General features: G+C 73.0%; 17 protein-coding genes. 7 read left to right on the forward strand and 10 right to left on the reverse strand.

Going from position 1 to position 16,101, the window contains the following annotated elements; genetic code table 11:
• The 6 genes from ACWGKU_RS36340 to cobU all read right to left on the reverse strand — a co-directional run.
• Positions 1-311: biotin/lipoyl-containing protein (locus ACWGKU_RS36340; protein WP_452191725.1), on the reverse strand; the 311-nt coding region annotated here is incomplete at its 3' end.
• A gap of 80 nt (positions 312-391) precedes the next feature.
• Positions 392-1,798, reverse strand: coding sequence for a dihydrolipoyl dehydrogenase (lpdA, locus tag ACWGKU_RS36345; RefSeq protein WP_359897017.1), 1,407 nt, complete (start codon positions 1,796-1,798; stop codon positions 392-394).
• A 428-nt stretch (positions 1,799-2,226) separates the two neighbouring features.
• Positions 2,227-3,729, reverse strand: a complete 1,503-nt coding sequence (locus ACWGKU_RS36350) for a leucyl aminopeptidase (protein ID WP_359897019.1) — start codon at positions 3,727-3,729, stop codon at positions 2,227-2,229.
• Positions 3,730-3,987: 258 nt separating this feature from the next.
• Entirely contained in the window at positions 3,988-4,779 is a 792-nt protein-coding gene (locus tag ACWGKU_RS36355) for an adenosylcobinamide-GDP ribazoletransferase (protein ID WP_401053649.1), read from the reverse strand.
• An 87-nt stretch (positions 4,780-4,866) separates the two neighbouring features.
• The gene (locus tag ACWGKU_RS36360; RefSeq protein ID WP_380353205.1) at positions 4,867-5,991 is read right to left on the reverse strand and encodes a nicotinate-nucleotide--dimethylbenzimidazole phosphoribosyltransferase; all 1,125 of its coding nucleotides are present in this window, start codon (positions 5,989-5,991) and stop codon (positions 4,867-4,869) included.
• 28 nt (positions 5,992-6,019) lie between these two features.
• Positions 6,020-6,607, reverse strand: a complete 588-nt coding sequence (gene cobU, locus ACWGKU_RS36365) for a bifunctional adenosylcobinamide kinase/adenosylcobinamide-phosphate guanylyltransferase (RefSeq protein WP_380353207.1) — start codon at positions 6,605-6,607, stop codon at positions 6,020-6,022.
• 109 nt (positions 6,608-6,716) lie between these two features.
• On the opposite strand from cobU, the gene ACWGKU_RS36370 reads away from it, so the two are divergent.
• On the forward strand, positions 6,717-6,917 hold the full coding sequence (locus tag ACWGKU_RS36370) for a hypothetical protein (protein WP_359897024.1): 201 nt from the start codon (positions 6,717-6,719) through the stop codon (positions 6,915-6,917).
• A 107-nt stretch (positions 6,918-7,024) separates the two neighbouring features.
• Here ACWGKU_RS36370 and ACWGKU_RS36375 read toward each other — a convergent pair whose 3' ends face one another.
• Both ACWGKU_RS36375 and ACWGKU_RS36380 read right to left on the reverse strand, forming a co-directional pair.
• Positions 7,025-7,765 (reverse strand): class I SAM-dependent methyltransferase, encoded by a 741-nt coding sequence (locus ACWGKU_RS36375; protein ID WP_452180620.1) that lies wholly within the window; start codon positions 7,763-7,765, stop codon positions 7,025-7,027.
• Between the two features lie 158 nt (positions 7,766-7,923).
• Entirely contained in the window at positions 7,924-8,523 is a 600-nt protein-coding gene (locus ACWGKU_RS36380) for a DUF3043 domain-containing protein (RefSeq protein WP_359897026.1), read from the reverse strand.
• Positions 8,524-8,839: 316 nt separating this feature from the next.
• Here ACWGKU_RS36380 and ACWGKU_RS36385 point away from each other — a divergent pair, with 316 nt between their 5' ends.
• Both ACWGKU_RS36385 and pspAA read left to right on the forward strand, forming a co-directional pair.
• Positions 8,840-9,628 (forward strand): PspA/IM30 family protein, encoded by a 789-nt coding sequence (locus tag ACWGKU_RS36385; RefSeq protein WP_380546013.1) that lies wholly within the window; start codon positions 8,840-8,842, stop codon positions 9,626-9,628.
• 36 nt (positions 9,629-9,664) lie between these two features.
• Positions 9,665-9,958 (forward strand): PspA-associated protein PspAA, encoded by a 294-nt coding sequence (gene pspAA, locus ACWGKU_RS36390; RefSeq protein ID WP_401056369.1) that lies wholly within the window; start codon positions 9,665-9,667, stop codon positions 9,956-9,958.
• Positions 9,959-10,040: 82 nt separating this feature from the next.
• On the opposite strand, the gene nadA is transcribed toward pspAA, so the two are convergent.
• On the reverse strand, positions 10,041-11,225 hold the full coding sequence (gene nadA / locus ACWGKU_RS36395; protein ID WP_380546007.1) for a quinolinate synthase NadA: 1,185 nt from the start codon (positions 11,223-11,225) through the stop codon (positions 10,041-10,043).
• 219 nt (positions 11,226-11,444) lie between these two features.
• Between nadA and ACWGKU_RS36400 the strand changes: the two genes are divergently transcribed.
• The 3 genes from ACWGKU_RS36400 to ACWGKU_RS36410 all read left to right on the forward strand — a co-directional run bounded on the left by ACWGKU_RS36400 (position 11,445) and on the right by ACWGKU_RS36410 (position 14,578).
• Entirely contained in the window at positions 11,445-12,368 is a 924-nt protein-coding gene (locus ACWGKU_RS36400; protein ID WP_380546005.1) for an NADP-dependent oxidoreductase, read from the forward strand.
• 136 nt (positions 12,369-12,504) lie between these two features.
• The gene (locus ACWGKU_RS36405) at positions 12,505-12,969 is read left to right on the forward strand and encodes an Lrp/AsnC family transcriptional regulator (protein WP_049651848.1); all 465 of its coding nucleotides are present in this window, start codon (positions 12,505-12,507) and stop codon (positions 12,967-12,969) included.
• A 241-nt stretch (positions 12,970-13,210) separates the two neighbouring features.
• Positions 13,211-14,578 carry a pyridoxal phosphate-dependent decarboxylase family protein gene (locus ACWGKU_RS36410; protein ID WP_401050761.1) on the forward strand — a complete coding sequence of 456 codons (1,368 nt, stop codon included), beginning with the start codon at positions 13,211-13,213 and terminating at the stop codon, positions 14,576-14,578.
• Positions 14,579-14,637: 59 nt separating this feature from the next.
• Here the strand turns inward: ACWGKU_RS36410 and ACWGKU_RS36415 are convergent, their stop codons facing one another.
• Positions 14,638-15,498, reverse strand: coding sequence for a GNAT family N-acetyltransferase (locus ACWGKU_RS36415; RefSeq protein WP_380546001.1), 861 nt, complete (start codon positions 15,496-15,498; stop codon positions 14,638-14,640).
• Between the two features lie 245 nt (positions 15,499-15,743).
• Between ACWGKU_RS36415 and erpA the strand changes: the two genes are divergently transcribed.
• Positions 15,744-16,101 (forward strand): iron-sulfur cluster insertion protein ErpA (gene erpA / locus ACWGKU_RS36420; RefSeq protein ID WP_452191727.1); only part of this gene is annotated, 358 nt, incomplete at its 3' end.

Consider the following 16,101-nt stretch of genomic DNA (forward strand, 5'->3'; position numbering starts at 1 on the left):
GCGGCGACCGGGGCCGGGGCGGCGACGGGCGCGGCCTCGACGGCGGGGGCCGCGGCGGCGACCGGGGCGCCCGAGCCGTCGTCGATGATCGCCAGCTCGGCGCCCACCTCGACGGTCTCGTCCTCGGCGACCTTGATCGAGGCCAGGATGCCGGAGGCCGGGGCCGGGATCTCGGTGTCGACCTTGTCGGTCGACACCTCCAGCAGCGGCTCGTCGACCTCGACACGCTCACCCTCGGCCTTCAGCCAGCGGGTGACGGTGCCCTCGGAAACGCTCTCGCCCAGCGCGGGCAGTGTTACTGAGACCGCCATGGTTTCAGCGACTCCTATCAAGTCTTGCGTACGGGAGGTACTTGCGTACGGGAAGTACCGGGAAGGGGGGTGGGGCGTGATCAGTCGTGCGCGTGCAGCGGCTTGCCGGCCAGCGCCAGGTGCGCCTCGCCCAGGGCCTCGGACTGGGTCGGGTGCGCGTGGATGAGCTGCGCGACCTCGGCCGGGAGGGCTTCCCAGTTGTAGATCAGCTGGGCCTCTCCGACCTGCTCGCCCATGCGGGCGCCGACCATGTGGACGCCGACCACGGCGCCGTCCTTGACCTGGACGAGCTTGATCTCGCCGGCGGTCTTCAGGATCTTGCTCTTGCCGTTGCCGGCCAGGTTGTACTTCAGGGTGACGACCTTCTCCTTGCCGTACAGCTCGACGGCCTTGGCCTCGGAGATGCCGACGGAGGCCACCTCGGGGTTGGAGTAGGTCACGCGCGGAACGCCGTCGTAGTCGATCGGCACCGGCTTGAGGCCGGCCAGGCGCTCGGCGACCAGGATGCCCTCGGCGAAGCCGACGTGGGCCAGCTGGAGGGTCGGGGCGAGGTCGCCCACGGCGGAGATGGTGGGCACGTTGGTGCGCATGTACTCGTCGACCAGGACGTAGCCGCGGTCCATCGCGACGCCGTTCTCCTCGTAGCCGAGGCCGGAGGAGACCGGGCCGCGGCCGATGGCGACGAGCAGCAGGTCGGCGTCGATCTGCTTGCCGTTCTCGGTGGAGACGCGCACACCGGTCTCGGTGTACTCGACGCCCGAGAAGCGGGCCTTCAGCTCGAACTTGATGCCGCGCTTGCGGAACGCGCGCTCCAGCAGCTTGGAGGAGTTCTCGTCCTCCAGCGGGACGAGGTGCGGCAGCGCCTCGACGATGGTGACCTCGACGCCGAAGGACTTCCAGACCGAGGCGAACTCGACGCCGATCACGCCGCCGCCGAGGATGACGGCCGACTTCGGGATGAAGCCGAGCTTCAGGGCGTGGTCGGAGGAGATCACGCGGTTGCCGTCGATCTCCAGGCCCGGGATCGAGCGCGGCACGGAGCCGGTGGCCAGGACGATGTGGCGGCCCTCGATGCGCTGGCCGTTGACGTCCACCGAGGTCTGCGAGGAGAGCTTGCCCTCGCCCTGGATGAAGGTGACCTTGCGGGAGGCCACCAGGCCCTGGAGGCCCTTGTACAGGCCGGCGATGACGTCGTCCTTGTACTTGTGGACGCCGTTGATGTCGATGCCCTGGAAGGTGGCCAGAACGCCGAACTCGGCGGCCTCCTTCGTCTCGTCCGCGATCTCCGCGGCGTGCAGGAGCGCCTTGGTCGGGATGCAGCCGCGGTGCAGGCAGGTGCCGCCCAGCTCACCCTTCTCGACCAGGGCGACGCTCAGGCCCAGCTGAGCGGCGCGGAGCGCCGCGGCGTAACCGCCGCTTCCGCCTCCGAGAATGACTACGTCGAAAACGGTGCTGGCGTCGTTCGCCACGTCACGTCCTCCATGCATGGGGTGGGTCGCCGGGCCGGTCGCGGTCCGGTGGGTCGGAAGCCTTTGTGGGGCGCCCAGTCGTGCCGGAAATACATCTTCGCACTTGTTCACGGTGGCTGATGTCCGGGTCCGCCCCAGGGGTGTCCCGCGGAGCGGTCACCGGGGCGGGAGCACCCCCGACGGAAGGGCATCATCGCAGCTCAGCGCGGTGTTGACAGCCGCCGGACGGGCGTCTTCCGCGTTGCTCGTCACAGCTTCTTCCGTACTGCGGAACAAAGTTTCGCCCGCAGCGAACAGAGGTGCGCCACGGCCACCGGCCCTACTCGCAGGTAACCGGGCCGGAACGACGGCGGGGCCCGGCGCACACGCGCCGGGCCCCGTCGCAGCGGGTCCTGGACCAGGGGGCGCCCCGGGTCCGGGGGTGCCTGGTTCAGGGCATGCCTGGATCAGGCCTTGCCGTTCGCCCTCTGCTCGGCGAAGCGGACCAGGGTGCGCACCGCGCTCGCGGTGCCGCCCTTCGGGGTGTAGCCGTACGGCGCGCCCTCGTGGAACGCCGGACCGGCGATGTCCAGGTGCGCCCAGTCGATGCCCTCGGCCACGAACTCCTTCAGGAAGAGGCCGGCCACCAGGCCGCCGCCCATCCGCTCGCCCATGTTGGCCAGGTCGGCGATGGTCGACTCGGTGAAGCCCTTGCGCAGGTCCGCCGGCAGCGGCATCGGCCAGGACTGCTCGCCCGCCTCGCCGGCCAGGACGTGCAGCTCCTCGCGCAGCTCGTCGCCGTTGGCCATCACGCCGAAGGTGCGGTTGCCCAGGGCCAGCACCATGGCGCCGGTCAGGGTGGCCACGTCGACGATGACGTCCGGGTTCTCCTCGCCGGCCCGCACGATCGCGTCGGCCAGCACCAGGCGACCCTCGGCGTCCGTGTTCAGGACCTCGACGGTCTTGCCGCCGTACATCTTCAGCACGTCACCCGGGCGGGTGGCGGAGCCGGACGGCATGTTCTCGGCCAGCGCCAGCCAGCCCGTCACGTTGACGGCCAGGCCCAGGCGCTTGGCGGCCACCACGGCGGCGAACACGGCGGCGGCGCCGGCCATGTCGCACTTCATGGTCTCGTTGTGGCCGGCCGGCTTCAGCGAGATGCCGCCCGAGTCGTAGGTGATGCCCTTGCCGACGAACGCCAGGGTGGCCTTGGCCTTCGGGTGGGTGTAGGCCACCTTCACCAGGCGGGGCGGGTTCTCCGAGCCGACGCCGACGCCCAGCAGGCCGCCGAAGCCGCCCTTGGTCAGCGCCTTCTCGTCCAGCACCTCGACCTTGAGGCCGTGCTCCTTGCCGGCCGCCTGGGCGATCGCGGCGAAGCTCTTCGGGTTCAGGTCGTTCGGCGCGGTGTTGACCAGGTCGCGGGCCCGGTTCATCTCCTCGCCGACCGCGGCGGCGCGCTCCACGGCGGCCTTGGCGTCCTTGCTGCCCTTGCGGGCGGCCAGCAGGACCAGCTCGCCGACCGGCTCCTTGCCGTTGCCGTTGGCCTTGTACGTGCCGAAGGCGTACGAGCCGAGCAGGCCGCCCAGCGCGACCGCCTCGATGTCGGCGGCGGACTCGGCGGGCAGGGCCAGCGCGGCCTTCTTGGCGCCGGCCAGCGTACGGGCGGCGACACCGGCGGCGCGGCGCAGCGCCTCCAGCTGGTAGCCGTCCTCGGCGGCCTCGCCCAGGCCGACCGCGAGCACGAGCGCGGCCTTCAGGCCGGCGGGGGAGGGGACCTTGACGGCCTCGCCCTCGGCGCCGGTCGCGCCCAGGGTGCTGAGGACCTCGGTCAGCTTGCCCTCGAACGCCTCGTTGACGGCCTCGGCGCCGGGGGCCAGCACGATGCCCTTCGGGCCCTTCGCGACACCGATCACCAGGGCGTCCGCGCGCAGCGAGGCGGCGGAGGAGGTGCTCACAGACAATGCAGTCACGTAATGCGTCCTGTTCTTTCGCGGTCCACGGCCGGCCACGGCGAGGCTGCCGCACCGGCGCAGCCCGCCGTCGCAGGCCGTCCGCCGGCGGGCCTCCGGGGTCCGGGCCCCCTGGCGCGCGCGTCCGTCCGAGGCGGCCGCGCACACCAGAGGCCCCGGCTCCTCGGTGCGCGCCGGGCGGGCAGGACCTGCCACGGTGCAGGGCTGCGGTGCTCCACGCATGGTAGTCCGCATGCTGGGATCACGCGCCGCCCGGTATCAGCCGAGCAATGCCAGGGCGAACAGCGAGGCGGTCGCGGCGGTTTCGGCCATCGCGCCGAGCACGTCACCGGTGATCCCGCCGAACCTGCGCACACACCGTCCGAGCAGCAGCCGGGCGCAGCCCGTGCCGAGCACAACGGCCAGCGGGAGACGGAGGGCTGACCATCCGTCGGACAGTCCCGCCGCGGCCAGGGCGAGCGCCGCGGCGGCCGTCGCGGCGGCGGCTCCGACGGGCGGCACGGTGCCCGCCACCATCGCCCCCAGCCCGCCCGGCCGGGCGGCCGGCACCGACCGCAGGCAGCCCCAGGCGAGCGCGCACCGCGCGGCCGTCGCCGAGGCGAGCACCGCGAGCGCGCCGCGCAGCGGGGAGTGGGCGAACTGTCCGGCCAGCGCGGCCACCTGGGCGAGCAGGACGAGCACCAGGGTCAGCACGCCGAACGGACCGATGTCGGACTGCTTCATGATGCGCAGCGCGTCCTCGGCCGGCTTGCCGCTGCCCAGCCCGTCGGCGACGTCCGCCAGGCCGTCCAGGTGGAGTCCCCGGGTCAGCCCGGCGAGCACCCCCACCGCGGTCACCGCGCCGAGCGGCCCGCCCGCCCGCCAGGCCACCAGGGCCCCGGCCGTGGCGGCCAGTGCGCCCAGCACCAGTCCGACCAGCGGAGCCGTCAGCATCGCCCGGGCCGCCGCCGCCCGGTCCCACCGTTCCACCCGCACCCGCAGTACGGACAGCGTCCCGAACCCGAACCGCAGGCCGTCGGCCCAGGTGGCCCGATCGGTGCCGCTCGCCATGAACACGTTCCTCTCACGGCGGGAACGCCCCTGGCAGGGGCGTTCCCGGGGTTGTCGTGCCGTCGGCCGGGGGCGCGGGCCGGTTCGCTACAGCTTCCGCAGCAGGTCCGCCGCCGAGGGCAGCCTCGGCTGCTCCTTCGGCGCGCTCGGCGCCATCGGCACGAACGGCTTCGGCGCCTCGTCCGCGAGCACGTCCCCCGCGGCCTGGAGCAGGGGCAGCGCCAGCAGCGCGCCGAAGCCCTCGCCCATGGTGATGCCCTGGTCCTGCAACGGCGTCAGGGTCAGCCGGTCGTACGCCTTCGCCTGGGCCGGCTCGCCGCTGGACTGCCCGGCCCGCCACCACTCGGGCGCCCGGAAGGCGATCCGCTGCGCGACCAGCGCGCAGGCCGCCGAGACCACACCGTCCAGCACCACCGGCAGCCGCCGCACGGCCGCCTGGAGCAGGAAGCCGGTGATCGCCGCGAAGTCGGCCCCGCCGGTGGCGCCGAGCAGCGCGAGCTGGTCGCCGAGCACCGGCCGGGCCCGCCGCAGCGAGTCCCGGATCGTGGCGCACTTGACCATCCACACCCGGTCGTCGATCCCGGAGCCGCGCCCGGTCACCGCCGCCGCGTCCGTCCCGCAGAGCGCGCCGACCAGCACGCCGGCCACCGTGGTGGCGCCGACCCCGAGGTCGCCGAGCAGCACCAGGTCGGTGCCGGCGTCGGCCTCCTCGTCGGCGACGGCCATGCCGGCCCGGAACGCCCGGACGGTCTCCTGCGCGGTGAGCGCGTCCTCGACGTCGATCCGCCCGGAGCCGCGCCGGATCCGGTGGGTGACCACCTCGTCCGGGAAGTCGGCCGGGTCGGCGTCCACCGCGACGTCGACGACCCGCACCCGGGCGCCGTAGCGCGCGGCCAGCCGGGACACCGGCGCGCTGCCGTCGAGCACGGCCCGCACCCGGGCCGCGGTGCCGCCCTCGGCGGGCATCCGGGACACCCCGAGCGCCGCGACGCCGTGGTCGGCGGCGAACAGCAGCACCTTGGGAGCGGAGATCGGCCGCACCGGGGAACGCCCCTGCACGGAGGCCAGCCAGCTGCCCAGCTCCTCCAGCTTGCCGAGCCCGCCGCGCGGGCGGTCGGCCGCCTGCCAGCGCTCGTCGGCGGCCCGCCGGGCGCTCTCGTCGGGGCGCTCGACGAGCGAGGAGAACGTATCGAGATCCACGGTCGTGTCCATCGTCCGGAAGGCTACACGCCGAAGGTGTTCAGCCTGCGGCTGGCTTGACGGTCAGCACCTGCCCGGCCACGACCAGCAGGACCCGCTCCGAGGCGTCCGCCACGGCCATGTTGAGCCGGCCCAGGGTGTCGCGGAAGCGGCGGCCCGCGGCGGTGGCGGGGACGACGCCCATGCCGACCTCGTTGCTCACCGCGACGACCGTGCGCCCGGTGGCCGCCCAGGCGCGTGCCAGCGCCTCGCAGCGGCGCTGGACCGCGCTTTCGCCCCGGTCCGCCCAGACCTCGTCGTCCCAGGCGTCGCACTCGTCCATGACGGAGGTCAGCCACAGCGCCAGGCAGTCGACCAGCACCGGGGCCGGGTCGGTGGGGTCGGCCAGCACGGTCTCCAGGTCGCAGGTCTCGGCGGTGCGCCAGCTCGACGGGCGGCGCTCCCGGTGCAGCGCGACCCGCTGGGCCCACTCGGCGTCGCCGTCCCGGGTGCCGCCGGTGGCCACGTACAGGACGTCCGGGTGGTCGGCGAGCAGCTGTTCGGCGCGGGTGGACTTGCCGGAGCGGGCGCCGCCGAGCAGCAGGGTGCGGGGCAGCGGGGGACGGGTGGGCTCGGAGGGGGTCGCCATGCCGCCCATCCTGCCGGACCGGGCCGCCGGACCAGGCATACGGAAGATCGGGCCGGGCAGGCTATGGTGCGCAGCAACACAGGCAGCGTGGTCAGTGGGAGGAGCCGGCATGGTCTGGACGTGGCGGTACGAGAAGGCGGACGGCAGCGCGGTGACGCCCGGCGGCGGCCAGGAGGAGTTCGCGGGCCAGGGAGACGCCGAGACCTGGATCGGGGAGACCTGGAAGCAGCTCGCGGAGGACGGTGTGGACACCGCGGTGCTGCTGGACGACGACCGCGTCGTCTATGCGATGAGCCTGCGCGAGGAGTAGGCCCGACGGGGTGGGGCGGTCGCCCGGCGGCTGCTCCGCCCCCGACCGGCTCCGGCCGGATCGGCTCCGCCCCGGACCGGCTTCGCCCGGATCGGCTCCGCCCGGGGCTACTTCGCCCCGATCACGTGCAGGAGCGCGGCGACCTGCCGGTACGGGTCGGTGCGGCCGGCCCGGTACTCGGCCTCCAGGAGCTGGGCCAGCTGCCGCCCGTCCACCGGCGGGGCCGCGTCGTCCGGGGCGTTGTCGGTGAAGACCCGCACGCCGTACCAGTGCCGCAGCGGCACCGACACCTCGGAGAGGGTGACGGTGAGGTCGCCGAGCCGGTCGGCCCGCGCGGCCAGCCCGAGCCGGTTGTAGTACCGGTCGCTCTCGAAGGCGTGCAGGGTGGCCCGCCAGTCCCCGGCGGCGGCCGGCCGCAGGGCGAGCGCGTCGCGGTTGCGGACCAGCAGCGAGAGCAACCCGCCGGGGGCCAGCAGCCGGGCCAGCGAGGCGATCATCGGATCGGGGTCGGGCAGGTACATCAGCACGCCGTGGCAGAGCACCACGTCGAAGCTGCGCGGGCCGAACCAGCGCCCGCACTGGTGGCCGTCGCCGCTGAGCAGCTGCATCCGGCCGCGGACCTCCGGCGGCTCCTCGGCGAGCGCCCCCTGGGCGACGCCGAGCGCGACCGGGTCCGAGTCGATCCCGGTGACGTAGTGGCCGGCCCGGGCCAGCCGCAGGGCCTGGGTGCCCTGGCCGCAGCCGATGTCGAGCACCCGCTGCGCGCTGCGCCCGGCGAGCTGTTCGGCGAGCTGGCGGGCGACGAGCTCCTGGCGGACGAAGTTGCGCAGCCCGCCGAGCCGGTCCAGCCAGGCGCCGGTGCCGCCCGCGAAGGACCCGCTGCGCGAGGGCAGCCTGCGCTCCTGGGCGAGACGGTCGTGGCCGCCGTCCCCCTGCCCCGGAAGCGCGTAGAGGCCGGGCCCCTCCCAGGACGGGGGGGCCCAGCCGGAGTCGACCGGTTCGGCGGTCAGGGCTTCTCCCCGCGCCGCACCTGCGGCTTGGGCAGGCGCAGCCGGCGCATCTGGAGGGTGCGCATGATGCCGTACGCGACGGCGCCGCGGGTGTTCTGCCCGGCGAAGCGCTCGGCCAGCTGCTTGCGCAGGCCGAAGCCGAGGCGGACGAAGTCCAGGATCACGAGCACGAAGAACAGCAGGAACAGCAGGGTGGAGAGCAGCTGGAGCGTCGGCACCTTGACGATGCTGAGCACCAGGATGACCACGGCGGCCGGCAGGAAGAACTCGGCGAGCGACCAGCGGGAGTCCACGTAGTCGCGGGCGAACTTGCGCACCGGGCCCTTGTCGCGGGCCGGCAGGTGGCGCTCGTCGCCGTTCATCAGGGCCTGGCGCTGCTTCTCGCGCTCGGTGCGCATCCGCTCGCGCCCTTGGCGGGCGGCCTCCTTGCGGTCCTTGGGCACGGTCACCCGGGTACGCCGGTTGGCCTCGGCCTCACTGCGCTTGGGGGTGGGGCGGCCCTTCTTGGCCTGCGGATCGCGGGCCTGGGTCGTCTCGTCCTGCTTCTCCAGCACGGTGGCGGAGGCGGCGGCATCATCTGAACGGCGTCGGAACACACCACCAGCGTACGGGGTGCGACGCGGCTTCCACGGGTGCCCTCGGACCCAAACGCATATCGATACCGCCAGGTCGCCGTCCGAAGCGGGTTTCCCGGGGCCTTCCCGTAGGGGATCAGTCGGATGGACGATGGGGGGTATGAGGGGCGGATCCACCCGGGGGAGGAGGAAACGCCACTGGTCGCTGTAGCAGTCTTGTTGCAGGCAGGTGCACTGCGGCGACGGGCTCGCTGCACATACACTCGTCGTGTCTGGTAACGAGATAAAGACCGCAGGCCGGAGAAGGGGGCACCCGAGGCCCATGAGCGACGGAATCATGAAGCGTATGGGGTTGATCTTCCGCTCCAAGGCGAACAAGGCCTTGGATCGGGCGGAGGATCCCCGTGAGACGCTCGACTACTCCTACCAGAAGCAGCTCGAACTGCTGCAGAAGGTACGGCGTGGTGTCGCGGACGTCGCGACCTCGCGCAAGCGGCTCGAACTCCAGCTGACGCAGCTGCAGCAGCAGTCCGCCAAGTACGAGGACCAGGGCCGCAAGGCGCTGTCGCTCGGCCGCGAGGACCTCGCCCGCGAGGCGCTGACCCGCAAGGCCAACATGCAGTCGCAGATCACCGACCTGGAGACGCAGTACCAGCAGCTCCAGGCCGAGGAGGAGAAGCTCACGCTCGCCTCCCAGCGACTTCAGGCCAAGGTGGACGCCTTCCGCACCAAGAAGGAGACCATCAAGGCGACGTACACGGCCGCCCAGGCGCAGACCCGCATCGCCGAGTCCTTCTCCGGGATCTCGGAGGAGATGGGCGACGTCGGCCTGGCGATCCAGCGTGCCGAGGACAAGACGGCCCAGATGCAGGCCCGGGCCGGTGCGATCGACGAGCTGCTCGCCTCGGGCGCGCTCGACGACGCGAGCGGTCTCGGCCGCAAGGACGACATCGAGGCCGAGCTGGAGCGGGTGGCCGGCGGTTCCGACGTCGAGCTGGAGCTGGCCCGGATGAAGGCCGAGCTGTCCGGCCCCTCCTCGACCGGCCCCGCCGCGATCGAGCAGGGCAAGCAGGACGTCCAGCCGCAGCCGCAGCAGGACACCCCGCGCATCAATTACAACAAGTGATCTGAGCTCGACCCACGAACCAGGGAGACGCACGGCATGATCATGAGGGTCATGGGTGAGGGGCAGTACGAGGTGGGCGACGACCACCTGAACCTGCTCAACGAGCTCGACGCCGAGCTCGTCACTGCGGTGGATTCGGGGGACGAGACGCTCTTCCGCCAGGCCTACGGCAAGCTCATCGACGCGGTGAAGCAGTACGGCACCCCGGTGCCGCTGGATTCGCTGGAGCCGTCCGAGCTGATCCTGCCGAGCGCCGACGCGACGATCGACGAGGTCCGCGAGCTGCTGATGGCCGACGGCGAGGGCGTGATCCCGGGCTTCCCCGAGTAGCGCCCGCGGCTGCTGCCAGACGAAAGGGCGGGCCCCCTCCGGTGGGAGGGGGCCCGCCCTTCGCCGTTGTCCGCGGGACGGGCTACGGCAGGGCCAGCATCCGGTCCAGGGCCGCCTTGGCGTGCTTCTCGGTCTCCGGGTCGACGGTGATCACGTTCGGCACCCGGCCCTCGACCAGCGACTCCAGTGCCCACACCAGGTGCGGCAGGTCGATCCGGTTCATGGTCGAGCAGAAGCAGACCGCGCGGTCCAGGAAGACGATCTCCTTGTCCGGGTGCGCCTTGGCCAGGCGGCGGACGAGGTTCAGCTCGGTGCCGATGGCCCACTTGGAGCCGGGCTCGGCGGCGTCCAGCGCCTTGATGATGTACTCGGTCGAGCCCACCATGTCGGCGGCCGCGACGACCTCGTGCTTGCACTCGGGGTGCACCAGGACGGTCACGCCGGGGATCCGCTCGCGGACGTCGTTCACCGAGTCCAGGCTGAACCGGCCGTGCACCGAGCAGTGGCCGCGCCAGAGGATCATCTTGGCGTCCCGCAGCTGCTCGGCGGTCAGGCCGCCGTTCGGCCGGTGCGGGTTGTAGACGACGCAGTCGTCCAGCGAGAAGCCCATGTCCCGCACGGCGGTGTTGCGGCCGAGGTGCTGGTCGGGCAGGAACAGGACCTTCTGGCCCTGCTCGAAGGCCCACTCCAGGGCGCGCTTGGCGTTGGAGGAGGTGCAGATGAGGCCGCCGTGCCGGCCGGTGAAGGCCTTGATGTCGGCGGAGGAGTTCATGTACGAGACCGGGACGGTGACGTCGGCTATGCCGGCGTCGGTCAGCACGTCCCAGCACTCGGCGACCTGCTCGGCGGTGGCCATGTCGGCCATCGAGCAGCCGGCCGCGAGGTCCGGCAGGACGACCTGCTGCCGCTCACTGGTGAGGATGTCCGCGGACTCGGCCATGAAGTGCACGCCGCAGAAGACGATGTACTCGGCCTCGGGGCGGGCCGCCGCGTCGCGGGCGAGCTTGAAGGAGTCGCCGGTGACGTCGGCGAACTCGATCACCTCGTCGCGCTGGTAGTGGTGGCCGAGGATGAAGACGCGGTCGCCGAGCGCGGCCTTGGCCGCGCGGGCGCGCTCGACCAAGTTCGGGTCGGAGGCCGGGGGGAGGTCACCGGGGCATTCGACGCCGCGCTCGCTGTTCGGATCGGCCTCGCGGCCGAGCAGCAGCAGAGCGAGCGGCGTCGGAGTGGGGTCGACGCCGTGGGTCTCGGTGATGGTGGTGGTCACGGGCGGGTGCCCTTCTGTGCGGCCGAGCTAGCGGTGGGGCCTTTTCGTCTAACTGACGCTATCTATTCTAACCGCTTAGCGTCAGAGTGACGATGGCCATCCTGTCGATGTGACGAGAACCGCTCGCCGAAACGGACCCCCGGCGGAGCCCGATAGCCGATTCGGGGCAGTCCGGCGTGGCCGAATCGATACTTCGAAGCCCGCGGGTATGGCTGAGCCATGAAAGCAATCGCGATCAACCGCTACGGCGGCCCCGAGGTGGTCGAGTACACCGACCTGCCCGACCCCAAGGTCGGACCCGACTCCGTCCTGGTCGAGGTCCGGGCGGCCGGGGTGAACCCGGTGGACTGGAAGGTCCGGGACGGCGCCCTGGACGGCATCCTCGACGCGCACTTCCCGCTGGTCATGGGCTGGGACCTGGCCGGCGTGGTGCGCGCCGTCGGCGGCGGGATCACGGAGTTCGCCCCGGGCGACGAGGTGTACGGCTACGTCCGCAAGGACGCCGTCGAGCACGGCACCTACGCCGAGCTGGTCTCCGCCCCGGTCCGCACCCTGGCCCGCAAGCCGGCCGCGCTGGACTGGGCGCAGTCCGGCGGCCTGCCGCTGGCCGGGCTCACCGCCCTGCAGGGCCTGCGGGCGCTGCGCCTCGCCGAGGGGGAGACCGTCCTGGTGCACGCCGCCGCGGGCGGGGTCGGCCACCTGGCGGTGCAGCTGGCCCGGGCCTTCGGCGCCCGGGTGATCGGCACCGCGGCCGAGCGCAACCACGACTTCCTGCGGGGCCTCGGCGCCGAGCCGGTGGTGTACGGCGAGGGCCTGGCCGACCGGGTCCGCGCGCTCGCCCCCGACGGGGTGGACGCGGCCCTCGACCTGGTCGGCCACGGTGCCGTCCAGGTCTCGGCCGGCCTGGTGGCCGACCCGGGCCGGATCGCCTCGACCACCGACTTCGGGGTCAAGGCGCTCGGCGGCCGGTACGTCTGGGTCCGCCCGGACGCCGGCGACCTCGCCGAGCTGGCCGCGCTCGCCGACGACGGCCGGCTGACGGTCACCGTCGCCTCGACCTTCCCGCTGGCCCAGGCCGCCTCCGCCCAGGCGCTCAGCGCCGAGGGCCGCACCCGGGGGAAGATCGTGCTGCTCGTTCCGTGACGGCCTCCGGCCCGTCATCCTTCGGCGGTGAACTCGTCCAGGTCATCCGCCAGAATGGTGACGAACCGTTTCGGCAGTGGCAGCCCGCCGCCGGAGCGCCCCACCGACCCCCGTACGACCGTGGAGCCCCGCACCCATGACCAGCAGCCGAGCACACGAGGTGGTCGGGGCCGACCTGGACGAGACCGACCGGCTCCTGCTCGCCCGGCTCGGCAGCGACGGCCGCGCCTCGTACGCCGAGATCGGCCTACAGGTGAACCTCTCCGCCACCGCCGTGCGCCGGCGGATCGACCGGCTGCGGGCGCGCGGCGTGGTGCGGGGCTTCACCGTGGTGCTCGACCCGTCCGTGCTGGGCTGGCAGACCGAGGCCTTCGTCGAGGTCTACTGCCGCGAGCGCACCGCCCCCGAGGAGATCCTCGCCAGCCTGCGGCAGTTCCCCGAGGTGGTCGCCGCCTGGACGGTCACCGGCGACCCGGACGCCCTGGTGCACCTGCGGGCCGCCGACATGCGCCACCTGGAGGCCGTCATCGAGCGCATCCGGCGCGAGCCCGGCGTCCAGCGCAGCCGCTCCTCGGTGGTCCTCTCCCAGCTCATCGGGTGACCCGGGCGGTGTCCTGCGGGTCCTCGCCGGGGCCGCCGGGACCCACCGGACACGACCTCCCCGGCCCGCACGCAGGAATCCTGCGCGGACCGGCCCGAAGACGCCCGAAACCTGCCTGACCAGCCGCGTTCCGACGCGCGGTGAGGTGCTCGTGCTGCCTACGCTGATCACGTCCGGTCGACGCGGTGAGGCGTCCCGCCGGTCGGACGCCCCCCGACACCCCACGCCGAGAGGGACAGCCGTGTCCGCAGCACCCGACCGCATGCACCGGCCCGACAACGAACTGGTCGACCTGGTTTTCGACTACATGCGGGAGCGGCTGCAGTACGACCCCGTCCCGCTCGACCACCCCGGGGACGGCGAGCACCTGCGCGCCCAGCTGTCCGGCCTGCTGAACCAGGACGGCAACAACCCGGTCGACGTGCTCAAGCTGTACGACCACGAGCTGTCCCGGGCGGTCATCTCCGCCGACAGCCCGCGCTACCTGTCCTTCATCCCGTGCGCCCCGACCAAGGCCGCGCTGCTGTTCGACATGGTCGTCTCCTGCGCCTCCCTGCAGGGCATCTCCTGGCTGGAGGCGGCCGGCGCGATCGCCGCCGAGAACCAGGTGCTGCGCCTGATCGCCGACCGCGCGGGCCTGCCCCAGTCGGCCGGCGGCACCTTCGTCTCCGGCGGCTCGGCGGGCAACCTCTCCGCCCTGGTGGTCGCCCGCGACACCGCCCGCCGCCGACTGGGCGTCGGACCGGAGGCGCGGCTGCGGATAGCCGTCGCCGACCAGGTGCACTCCTCGGTCAAGAACACCTTCAACATCATCGGCGTCGAGGCCTTCAAGGTCCCGACCGTCGACCGCCGGTTCACCGGCGAGGCGCTGCGCGCGGCCCTGGCCGCCGACCCGAACCCGGAGACGGTGATCGGCGTCGTCGGCACCGCCGGCACCACCAACGAGGGCATCGTCGACGACCTCAAGGGCCTGGCCGAGGTCGCCCGCGAGCGCGACCTGTGGTTCCACGTGGACGGCGCCTACGGCGGCGCGGGCCTGTTCGCCCCCTCGGTGCGGGAGCGCTACGAGGGCATCGAGCACGCCGACTCCTTCGTGGTCGACCCGCACAAGTGGCTGTTCGCCCCGTTCGACTGCGCCGCGCTGATCTACCGCAACCCGCAGCTCGCCCGCGCCGTGCACACCCAGGACGCCTCCTACCTGGACGTCCTGCACACCGAGGGCGACGAGTGGAACCCCACCGACTACGCCTACCACCTGACCCGGCGCGCCCGCGGCCTGCCGCTCTGGTTCTCGCTGGCCGTGCACGGCGTCCAGGCCTACACCGACGCCATCGAGGCCGGCCTCACCCTGGCCCGCGAGACCGCGCAGCTGATCCGCGAGACCGAGCACCTGGAGCTGCTGTTCGACCCGCAGCTCTCGGCGGTCTGCTTCAAGCGCAAGGGCTGGACCAACGACGACTACTACCGCTGGTCGCAGCAGCTGCTCGCGGACCAGATCGGCTTCGTCACCCCCACCGGCTGGGACGGCGAGACGGTCGCCCGGTTCGCCTTCCTGCACCCGGGCACCACCATGGAGACGGTCCGGGAGATCCTGGACACCATGGTCTGAGCCCGCTCCCGTCACGGCCCCGTCGGCAGTCCCGGCGGGGCCGTACGCGTGCCCGCGCCCTACAGGAACGCCCCGCTCGGCAGGTACGGCGTCGGCGGCCGCATCCCGCGGACCCCGACGAAGCCTCCGGCCCGCGGCGTCAGCCCGACCTCCAGCCCGACGTCCAGCGCCCACTCCTGCTCCGCGGTCAGGTGCTCCACCCGCGCCTCGGTCCCCTCCGGCACCCGGGACAGCGCCTCGCGCAGCAGCCGGGCGGCGATCCGCTTGCTGGTGGCCGCGAGCAGCCGCACCACGCCGCCGTCCCGGTAGCAGTAGCCGCTGCCGGCCAGCGCGTCGGCGATCAGCAGCTCCTCGAAGTGGCCCAGCATCAGCTCGTGGTCCGGCCCGTGCGCGGACCCGCGCAGCCGCCGGTCCACCGAGTCCAGCAGGTGCAGGTGAGTGGCGTTGCCGCGGTGCACCGGGATGTCCCCCGGGTCGAGCAGCCCCTCCCGGTCCACCCGCCCGGCCAGCCGCATCGCCGGGTGCAGGGTGAAGCCGGCCAGCCGGTAGCGGCGGGCCGCCGCCGGGGAGTCCGCCGCGCAGACCATCCCGCGCAGACAGCCCCGGGAGTGCGCCGCCGCCCGTTCCAGCAGCAGCCGCCCGACGCCCCTGCCCTGCGCGGACGGCCGGACGGCGTACAGCGACGGCGCCCACAGGCCCTCCCGGCGGATCGACAGCACCGCCCCGACCGGCTCGCCGGCACTCTCCGCCAGCCAGCAGCCGCCGGGATCGGTGCGCGCCAGGTGTCTGGTCCGGGCCAGCCGCAGCGGCGTCGGCCCCGGCGCCGCCGCGGCCGGGGAGGCGTCGGCGAACGCGGCGTCGGCGAGCTCCTGGACGGCCTCCGCGTCCGCGGCGGTGTCCCTGACCGGGCGAAGGATCATGCGAACCATCCTGGCGTCCGGCGGCCCGCCGCGGGGCCGGTTCGCCCGGATCCGCACCTCGCGCGGTGACCCGTCCCGCGGGGGTGTGCGAGCATGGGGAGCGTAGGGGACGCGGGTGGCACACCCGGCCCACGGATATTCGGTCGCGAACAGGCCGCAGAAATCAATCGCCGTCCGGGAAATGAAACCGGACGGCCGTTGGTTGGCACTGGCGGCAGACCGTCGTCAAGACCGGGAGAAAGCAGATGACCGTCCAGGACGAGACCACCGTCGAGAGTGGCATCCTCCTCACCGATGCCGCCGCGGGCAAGGTCAAGGCCCTGCTGGAGCAGGAGGGCCGCGAGGACCTCGCGCTGCGCGTCGCCGTCCAGCCCGGTGGCTGCTCCGGCCTGCGTTACCAGCTGTTCTTCGACGAGCGCTCGCTCGACGGCGACGTGATCAAGGACTTCGACGGTGTCAAGGTCGTCACCGACCGGATGAGCGCCCCGTACCTGGGCGGCGCCACCGTCGACTTCGTCGACACCATCGAGAAGCAGGGCTTCACCATCGACAACCCGAACGCCACCGGCTCCTGCGCCTGCGGCGACTCGTTCAGCTGGGCCC

Source organism: Kitasatospora sp. NPDC054768 (assembly GCF_053612025.1).